The sequence below is a fragment of the Holdemania filiformis DSM 12042 genome (assembly GCF_000157995.1).
In the GTDB taxonomy this organism is placed as follows: domain Bacteria; phylum Bacillota_I; class Bacilli_A; order Erysipelotrichales; family Erysipelotrichaceae; genus Holdemania; species Holdemania filiformis.
Genome location: NZ_GG657561.1, coordinates 398193 through 406527, shown reverse-complemented (window position 1 = coordinate 406527; position 8335 = coordinate 398193). Strand labels below are relative to the sequence as shown.

6 protein-coding genes are annotated in these 8335 nt (G+C 54.1%); 1 reads left to right on the top strand and 5 read right to left on the bottom strand.

The window, feature by feature from the left end; all coding sequences use genetic code 11:
* Nucleotides 1–808 precede the first annotated feature (808 nt).
* The 5 genes from HOLDEFILI_RS14580 to ltaE form a co-directional block, all read right to left on the bottom strand.
* Nucleotides 809–1636 (bottom strand): ADP-ribosylglycohydrolase family protein, encoded by an 828-nt coding sequence (locus HOLDEFILI_RS14580; protein WP_006060581.1) that lies wholly within the window; start codon nt 1634–1636, stop codon nt 809–811.
* A gap of 92 nt (nt 1637–1728) precedes the next feature.
* A complete protein-coding gene (locus HOLDEFILI_RS14575) occupies nt 1729–2499 on the bottom strand; it encodes an HAD family hydrolase (protein ID WP_039865089.1) in 771 nt (256 codons plus the stop codon).
* Nucleotides 2500–2665: 166 nt separating this feature from the next.
* On the bottom strand, nt 2666–4651 hold the full coding sequence (locus tag HOLDEFILI_RS14570) for an alpha/beta hydrolase family protein (protein WP_006060579.1): 1986 nt from the start codon (nt 4649–4651) through the stop codon (nt 2666–2668).
* Between the two features lie 3 nt (nt 4652–4654).
* Complete coding sequence (locus HOLDEFILI_RS14565; RefSeq protein ID WP_006060578.1) at nt 4655–5902, bottom strand: M24 family metallopeptidase; 1248 nt, start codon at nt 5900–5902, stop codon at nt 4655–4657.
* Nucleotides 5902–6930: a low-specificity L-threonine aldolase gene (ltaE, locus tag HOLDEFILI_RS14560; RefSeq protein WP_039865088.1), complete on the bottom strand. Its 1029-nt coding sequence runs from the start codon at nt 6928–6930 to the stop codon at nt 5902–5904. The genes HOLDEFILI_RS14565 and ltaE overlap by 1 nt, the downstream gene beginning before the upstream one ends.
* Nucleotides 6931–7170: 240 nt before the next feature.
* Between ltaE and HOLDEFILI_RS14555 the strand changes: the two genes are divergently transcribed.
* The gene (locus HOLDEFILI_RS14555; protein ID WP_006060576.1) at nt 7171–8259 is read left to right on the top strand and encodes a metallophosphoesterase; all 1089 of its coding nucleotides are present in this window, start codon (nt 7171–7173) and stop codon (nt 8257–8259) included.
* Nucleotides 8260–8335: the final 76 nt, after the last annotated feature.

The following is an 8335-nucleotide window of genomic DNA, read 5'->3' as shown; positions in this document are numbered from 1 at the left end:
GTTGGAACCGAAAGGGTTTTGAATTCGCGGTGCTGGGCAACCATGATCTGGAATCGCAGAGCAGCGGGGAAATGGTCAGCCACTTGTTATTTGAAGCGGGCTTTGAAGTCTTGAACAATCAGTCCGTGAAAATCCGCAACCGCGGCACTCAGTCGATTTCGTTAGTCGGTTTGGAAAGCGAGATGCTGGGCAATCCGGATCCGGAAGCGGCGTATCAGAACATCTCTCCGGACAGCTTCACGATCGCCCTGTGCCATACGCCGGATACCGTGCTGCGGCTGCCGCAGGACCAGACGGATTTAATGTTAGCCGGCCACAGCCACGGCGGCCAGATTTACATTCCGCTGCTGGGTACCTTTTACCGGGCGAATTATGCCGAGATATATTACCGCGGCAAGCATCAGGTTGACGATATTCTCCTTGACGTCAGCAACGGCACCGGCACCACCCGCATGGACGTACGCCTGTTCTCCCCTGCCGAAATCGTCGTTTATCGTCTGGAACACACAGAACCGGCGCCTGAAACAGACTCTGTGCCAGACAACCCGGATCAAAGCGACGGCAGTAACGAAGCCGGCACTGACGAAAATCCAGACGGCAGCGATGTTCCGCAGGATCAACCCGCTGATAATCCAGAAGAATAACTAAAAAAGGAACGCCCTGAAACGGATGATCAAACCCGTTACGGCGCTCCCTTTTTTTCAGTTTCAAAACCCTGTTTCATTCATTTCTAAACCCGCGGCATAAAAATCATCAATCTCGTCTGAGATTACGACTCTACGTCTGACTACCGTTACCAATCACATCGTCAGAACAGACAATCTTCGATGATGTCTTTGCCGCGCAGCGTTTCCAGCCAGGCTGCCGGAATGGCTTCCATTCCATACAGGATTCCGGCCAGTCCGCCGGCCACCGCGCCGACAGTATCCGTATCATTGCCCAGATTCACTGCCCGGAGCACCGTTTCGGCATAGCTGTGACTGTGAAGCAGCGACCATAACGCGGCTTCCAGTGTATCGACGACATACCCGCTGGACCGGATCTCTGATTCCTCCAACGCCTCCAATTGAGATAACCGGTGAAACGGCGGAACCTCATTTCGATTCCGCAAGATTGCAGCAAGGTCTTTTTCTGCTATCAATGTTCGAGCGCAATCAATATAGATCTGACAAGCGCGCACCGAAATGACGTGGCCGTGCGTGATCGCGGAAACGGCCGCAATCGTTTCCGCATCAGCCTCAGTAAACGCTAATGGCAGAATCCGCATCAACGAACCATTGCCGTTGGCCTTGAAATCCACAAATCCGTAACCCCGAACCAGCGCCTGTCCGGTCGTATTTCCGCAATCAAACACAACCTGGTTAATCGCATAACTGCCATGAAAAAGCCAGTTGCAAAACGCCGAGCGGATGGCTTCCACATCGATTTCACCCGTTTGCCGGATTGCGTCGCAGGTTGCCAGCGTCATGCTTGTGTCATCCGACCAGGTTCCTTCCGGCTGCCGATATGTCCCATATCCCTGCATTCCTTCGATACGGAAAGTTCCGCGTTCCATGAACTCTACCGGAACGCCCAAGGCGTCGCCCACAGCCAGCCCATAGATCGCACCGCGAAGTTGAGCATTACGCTTTTCCATCTAATCCTCCCTCATAAAAATTGGTCACTGTGATCCTGAAATGAGCGCATCTTCCCTTTTCCGACTTGAAAATGTTACTCAGAACTTTCACTTTAAAACTCCGGTTTCTCTTTCAGCAAAACCTCCGCGATCCAATGCGCGGGGCCGTCTTGTTCATTGCTGAAACAGGTTTGTGAAGCGGCCGCCTTGACTTCCGGATGAGCGTTCATCACCGCGATTCCTATTCCACAGTTTTGAAGCAAAGGCAGATCGTTAAAGTCATCGCCAAACACAGCCAATTCCGACAAGTCCAAACCACAGCGCCGACAAAGATCGCGCGCCCCTGTCAGTTTGCTGACAACGGAGCTGACAAGAACATAATAACCTGGCTCATGCGCGTTCGCAAGACAGGTGCAGTCCAGGCTGTTCAGCCAGGCTGCTTCCTGATCAGAATCCAGATTGATCGAAATTTTCAGCACGGAATCCATCGGGCAACCCGGCAGGTCTGCGCGATGATAGATCGGATCATCGTGCCGCGTCTGCGGATCGTTCGTAAAAATCGTGTCAGCATACGTCAGCGTTAAGCGGCAGCCTGACAGCCCATTCAGTCTTTCGACAACACTTTTAACCAGTGAGGGATTCAGCGGATATTGAGAAACTCTCTGTCCCTGCCATAGATTCAGGCCGCCGTTGAGACAGATTAAACCCTCGGGATGAACCTGCCTCCGGTAATTCTCGATTCGCATCACGGAACGCCCGGTAGCGAAAAACAGCGTCAGTCCCTGTCTTTTCGCCTGTTCTAAAACTTGAAGGGTATAGCGTGAAATTTGTTTGTCGTTATGCAGCAGCGTCTGATCCAGGTCCATTACAATTCCTTTAATCATGACTTTTGTTTCCTTTTCTATTTGCGCTTTCATAAAAAGCGGCGGCTGAACAGGTTTTGTGTCAGTAGTTATACATACTAAGCAACCTCCGGAGCGACGGCTGATGCAGGAACGCTGAATACAAGAACGATACCGCGCTAAGCGGTATCGTCATGAATTCTCTGGTTTATTTTAAATGCGACTGCATCCAGTCGGTGATCTCGTTCAATCTTCTCATCCGGTGCAGCGGTTTGCCGGAGCGGCTCAGTTCATGGTTTTCGCCCTTGAAATACACGAGCTTGGACTCGACACCCAGATCGACCAGAGCGGTGTACATTTGCAAGCCTTCCGCCATCGGACAGCGGTAGTCTTCATCCGAATGAATAAACAGCGTCGGCGTCGTGCAGGCGCGCGCATACTTGACTGGGGAATGCCACCACAGCTTTTCCGTATCGTCGTAGATATTGCCGCCCTGCTGGTCCGGTCCGAAGGTCATGCCGATATCGGAAACACCGTAGAACGAAATCCAGTTGGCGATGCTGCGCTGGGAGGCCGCGGCCGCAAAGCGCGAAGTATGGCCGATGATCCAGTTGGTCATGAATCCGCCGTAGCTGCCGCCGGTTACGCCGACACGCTGCGCGTCGATCGCCGGGTACTGCTTGAGCACCGCATCCGTGAAATCCATGATGTTGTTGTAATCGCAGGTGCCGTATTTGCCGCGCAGATCCGCGAATTCATTATCGCGGCCGTCGGAGCCGATCGGGTTGCAGAAGAAGACGAAATAGCCTTCATTCGCCCAGACCTGCATTTCATGATAGAAGACCTCGCCATACACTGTCTTCGGTCCGCCATGGATATCCAGGATTGCCGGATAGCGCTTCGTTTCATCATAATCCTTCGGCAGCAGCACCCAGCCGTTGATCGTCGTGCCTTCCGATTCGACACTTAACCGCTGCAGAACTGCGACATACTTATTCGTTAACGCCGCTTCGTTGAAATCGGAGATCTGGGTGGTCGTCTTAGTCTCCGGATCATACTCATAGATTTCCTGCAGCTTCTGCCCCAGCATGCCCGCAAACAGAATCTTACCGCCGGCCAGCGCAAAATGATCGACAGAGCCGGTCAGCTCGATCACCGGCTGAATGCAGCCGCAGGCGCCCATCTTATACAAATGCGAGCTGTCCTCGCGCGTCGTTAAGAAATACAGCGCTTTCTCATCCGCCGCAAAACCGCAGCCGCCGCCATAACGGCAGTCGGAGCCGACCGAGGAGCCCATGCTGTACTCGTACGGCGCCCACAGCGTCACCTCATGACTCACTGGATCAAGCTTATAAAGATACGGGTTTTCGTTATTGCCGTGGCGGGTTGTCGTCGCAGCCGCCAACACGATGGCCTCACCGAAAAACGCAGCTTCGTGAATCGAATATTCTTTTTTATCATAAATGCATTCCGTCGTCTTGGCTTTCACGTCATACAGATAAACGGAAGCCTTGCGCTGCGGACGGCTTGTGTATTCCTCGCCGGTATACAGCACCTTGCCCTCCTTCACGTCGACGTCGCCGGTCATAAACAGCGGTGCGGTGATCGGCGTGCAGGTCTTCGCCTTCGCATCGACGACATACAACGTGTTCCGCAGCTTGTTCGTGAATCCGCCGCCGTTGGACCAGAACGGAATTTCATCGAAAACTTCATAATCGACGTTGTCTTTCTTTGACTTCAAAACCTGTTCGCGCTGTTCTTCGCTCATCGCCGCAAAATCACCGATCCCGGCATCCGTGCGGGCTTTGATCAGATACAGATCGGCGTCCAGCTTCCAGATCCCGATCGCTTTTAACGGTACCGTAAAGGCCTTGACCGCTTCTCCGCCGGTTAACGAAATCCGGTAATACGCGGTATACGGCTCGCCGGCTTCCGCCTTCTTCTTGTCCTGGCTGTCACGGCTGGCCGCAAACAGGATCGTCGTTTCATCGTCAAAGATAAAGCTGCTTTCCTTATCCATCGCCGTCAGCTGCGCAAATCCCTGATCCTTGCGAACCCAGATGTTGCTTGTGTAGCTATTGTTTTTAGGATCCGCCTGCCAGACCGTCACAGCCGCCGCCGTTTTCTCCGGCGATACAGTCAGATTGGATAAAAAGCGGTAGTTGTAAAATTCATCACGTTGAAGTTTGTCCATTGTTTATTCCCCCTTGTTCATGAATGTTTCTATTTCTTCCGTCGTATGCGGCAGCTTTTCGCTTAAGTTGACCGCCCCGGTTTCGCTGACGAGCACATCGTCCTCGATCCGAATGCCAATCCCCTCCGCTTCCAGGTACAGTCCCGGCTCCACGGTGATCACCATCCCCGCTGCCAGCGGCAGATTCGCGATGTTGACGTCGTGAGTATCCAGACCCAGATGGTGCGACACACTGTGGAAGTAGTAATCCCGCACGGTCATGCCGTGATCTAACAGACCAATCGCGGCGAGCTGTTCGCTGTAAAAATCAACCAGCACCTGGTTCAGCTGACGCAGCGTGCGTCCCGGCCGGATGGCGGCGATCACCCGCCGCTGACCTTCCAGCACGATATCATAAATCTGTTTCTGGCGCTCTGTGAAACGGCCGTTGGCCGGATAGGTGCGCGTGATATCGGCACAGTAATGACCGACCGCACCGCCCAGGTCGCACAGCACCAGACTGCCATCTTCGATCACTTCGTCGTTGCGGCTGTAATGCAGCGTCGTCGCATTAGCGCCCGAAGCGCAGATCGTCGGGAACGCATGCTCGCGCACTCCCTGCTTCATTAACGCGAAGTCGAAGACCCCTTCCAGCTCGGTTTCATTGATGCCCGGCGCGCAATGCCGCATCATCACCTTGACGGCGGTGATCGTCGCTTCCTGCGCCTGCCGCATCAGATTCAGTTCATCCTCGTCCTTGATCATCCGCAGCTGGGCCAGGGACGCGTGGACGTTGATCAGATCGACGCTGGGATAATGCTGCCGTACATGACTGGCAAACCGATAGGCCGGATCATCCGGCTCCTCCCAGCTTTCCTTCGCCAGATCCAGCCCGACGCTCATGCGGCGGTTGCCGCGGTTCAGCTTCATTTGACGATGGATGAAATCCAGCATTTCCGCATTCGGATACACAGCGTCGACATCGGCCTGCTGCTGCGCTTCCTCCGGTTTCATCCGGCCGCCGACCCAGCGGGCCTGTTCCGGATCAAACGGCTCGATAAACAGCACCGACTGAACGTAATCGCCGTTTTTAATCAGCGCCAATGTCATCGCTTCCCGATCCAAACCGGTCAGATAATAGAAATTGCGGTTGACCGAGAACGGATAGGCCTCGTCCAGCGAACGAACCGGCGCTTTGCCGGAAAAGAATAATGCCAGGGAACCCTGCGGCATTGCCTCCATGACGCGGGTTCGGCGTGTTTTATAGTCCATTACAGTTCCTTTCTGCAGCGGTCGATCGCTGCGGCAATCCGCGGCAGATCCGCGGTCTCAATTCCCCAGTGCGTGACCAGCCGGTAAACGCCGTGATCCGCACCGTTGATTAAAATCCCCTGTTCCTTTAATGCTCCGACAAACCGCTCCGGCGCGGCCAGACCGTTCAGCGTCAGAAAGACCATATTGATATCCAGCTGATCCTTCGCCACCGCAACACCGTCCAGCTCCTCCAGCATCGCCGCCAGTGTTTTCGCATTGGCGTGATCCTCGCCCAGCCGCAGGCTCATCTGATTCATCGCGATCAATCCGGCCGCGGCCAGAAATCCCGCCTGACGCAAACCGCCGCCAATCCGCTTGCGGTTGCGCCGCGCGCGGGCGATGAATTCCTTCGTTCCGCATAACATTGAACCGACCGGCGCGCACAGTCCTTTGGACAGGCAGAACGTCACGGAATCCGCACAGGCAGCCAGCTCTGCCGCATTAACGCCCAGCGCCGTCGCCGCGTTAAACAGCCGTGCGCCGTCCAGATGGACGTTTAACCCGGCTTCCTTCGCCGCGGCATAATCCTGCCGCATGAGTTCCAGCGGCACCACTGTGCCGTTGGACAACGCGTTTTCCAGACAAAGCAGCGTTGTCGGCGGTTCGTGAATGTCGTCCGGCCGGACCGCCTGACGGATATCGTCTGGATAAATCCGATCGTCGGGGTTGTCAATCGTCCGCCCCATGCATTGACAGATCTGAGCGAGATGACCAACTTCATGGGTGATGATGTGGCTCCGCGCTCCGAGGATCACTTCATCCCCGCGCTGAGTCTGCGACTGAACACCTAACAGATTCCCCATTGTTCCGCTGGAAACAAACAATGCCGCTTCCTTGCCTAAACGCTCGGCAGCCTGACGCTCCAGTTCGTTGACCGTCGGATCGTCGCCATACACATCGTCGCCGACGAGTGCGGAAGCGATCGCTTCCCGCATCTCAGGCGTCGGCTGCGTAACCGTGTCGCTGCGCAAATCGAGTATTTTCATGATTTCAACTCCAATTCTGATTTTCATTATAGAAAAAAACGCAGGTCTTTTAAAGTCTTTTCCCCGGTTTCCTGGGCTTCTTGATGATCTTTTTTCAATTTCTTCCTGAAACAATTTTCATTCAGTTGATTCTCTCAAGTTAGTCCTGGTTTTCTATGAAGCCGGTTTTCAAAATTCTTTATTTTTTCTGACGCTGATTTTTCGTTTTCTCTGGTATCCTAATGAATAGGAAGTGAGACTATGTTGCTTAAATTGATATTAATTCTGGTCTTGGCCGGAATTCTGGCAGGTCTGGCCGCTCAGCAGCATCTGCTCGAGCGCAGTCATGTTGCATCCGGCATTCGTAAAAAAATCCAAATTTTTGACGGAATCGCGGTGCTGATATTCATCGTCCGGTTCATGCCCTTACCGCTGGGCTCTACACAATTCGTTCAAGCCCTGGCCTTGGGCATGTTAGTTTTCCTGGCAGTTTCCACGCTGCTTCTGCTGCTTTTTCAGCTGCGGCCCACCGGCACGCGAACCTGGCTGTTCTGCTGGCTGAGTCTCAGCGTCCTGCTGAGCGGCGGAATCAGCGTCACAGGATGGCGGCAGGCGCATACGCTTGCCGTTCACGATACCCAGCTCACGCTGAGCTCCCGGTTTCCACATGACGAACTGCAGTTCACCGTAATCTCAGATCTGCATTTAGGAACCTCCGTCAACGCGAAGGAAATCAACGCCTTAATCCGCATTCTGGAACAAACACCGAAGCAGCCGGTGATCATCGCCGGCGATCTGTTCGACGAATACACGACGCCGAAACAGTTGCAGGAATTCCTCGACGCCGTCAATCATTCCCAATTGGAAACGGTTTATATGGCGGCAGGCAATCACGAATACCACCAACGCCGCTATGAAGCGTATTTCCAACAAATTCAGGCCAGCCGGATCGTCCTGCTTCGCGATCAAACCATCGCGATTGACGAGCATCTTCAGCTGTTATTCCGTCAGGACCGCTCACAGCCGCGCCTGGCGTTAAACGATTTGATCGGCAAGTCGAACGCCGACTGGATCGTCGTCGATCATCAGCCCAAGCTGAAAGAGAAAAACCCGGCCGTGCTTTTACAGGTTTCCGGCCATACTCATGCGGGACAGGTCGCGCCGTTCGCACTGGCGGTCAGACTGGCTTATCCATGCGTCGTCGGCCGCTGCGATACGCAGCCGCAAGCGCTGGTCACCAGTGGAATGGGTGCCTGGGGATTACCGTTCCGCCTCGGCACCGAAAGTGAAATTCTGCGGGTCACGCTGCATTTTCAGGCACAATCAGAGATTCCTGCCGATAATGCCTGAAAGTATGCACCTTCTTCTTTTTGACGAATGTCCCTGAATTTAGTCAATCCTGCCCAGATTCCTTCTGGGCAGTTTT

Excerpts from the sequence above, each read along its gene's own strand:
- HOLDEFILI_RS14575 (WP_039865089.1), bottom strand. The coding sequence starts at position 2,499 with ATGATTAAAGGAATTGTAATGGACCTGGATCAGACGCTGCTGCATAAC.
- HOLDEFILI_RS14565 (WP_006060578.1), bottom strand. The coding sequence starts at position 5,902 with ATGGACTATAAAACACGCCGAACCCGCGTCATGGAGGCAATGCCGCAG.
- HOLDEFILI_RS14555 (WP_006060576.1), top strand. The coding sequence starts at position 7,171 with ATGTTGCTTAAATTGATATTAATTCTGGTCTTGGCCGGAATTCTGGCA.
- HOLDEFILI_RS14580 (WP_006060581.1), bottom strand. The coding sequence starts at position 1,636 with ATGGAAAAGCGTAATGCTCAACTTCGCGGTGCGATCTATGGGCTGGCT.
- ltaE (WP_039865088.1), bottom strand. The coding sequence starts at position 6,930 with ATGAAAATACTCGATTTGCGCAGCGACACGGTTACGCAGCCGACGCCT.
- HOLDEFILI_RS14570 (WP_006060579.1), bottom strand. The coding sequence starts at position 4,651 with ATGGACAAACTTCAACGTGATGAATTTTACAACTACCGCTTTTTATCC.